Origin of the sequence: Mesorhizobium sp. M8A.F.Ca.ET.161.01.1.1, assembly GCF_004792105.1 — a bacterium.
Classification (GTDB): Bacteria; Pseudomonadota; Alphaproteobacteria; order Rhizobiales; family Rhizobiaceae; genus Mesorhizobium.
In genome coordinates this window covers 1-287 of the sequence record NZ_SRTD01000471.1, presented here as the reverse complement: position 1 = coordinate 287, position 287 = coordinate 1, and the positions used below count along the sequence as shown (strand labels likewise).

At 65.5% G+C, this 287-nt stretch carries 1 pseudogene; it reads left to right on the top strand.

Annotated elements, in window-relative coordinates:
* Positions 1 to 287 (top strand): annotated as a pseudogene (locus EN804_RS36600) (MFS transporter); the annotation flags it as partial.

Genomic DNA, 287 nt, shown 5'->3' with positions numbered 1-287 from the left:
CATCATCCTTACCGGGGTCTCCGTCGCAACCGTGTGTGCGGCACCGGTGGGCGCGTGGATTGGCGCGACGCTCGGCTGGCGATCGGCTTTCGTCGTTGCCGGCGTGCTCGGCGTCATTGCGCTCGCCGTGCAATTGCTCACCGTGCCTTCGCTTCCGCCGGCCGGTGCCCCCGGCCTTTCCACCATGTTCCGGCTGCTTCAGCGAACGCAGGTCCGGATCGGTCTTTTGACGACGCTATTTATCGTTGCGGGCCACTTTGCCGGCTTCACCTATGTCCGCCCGTTCC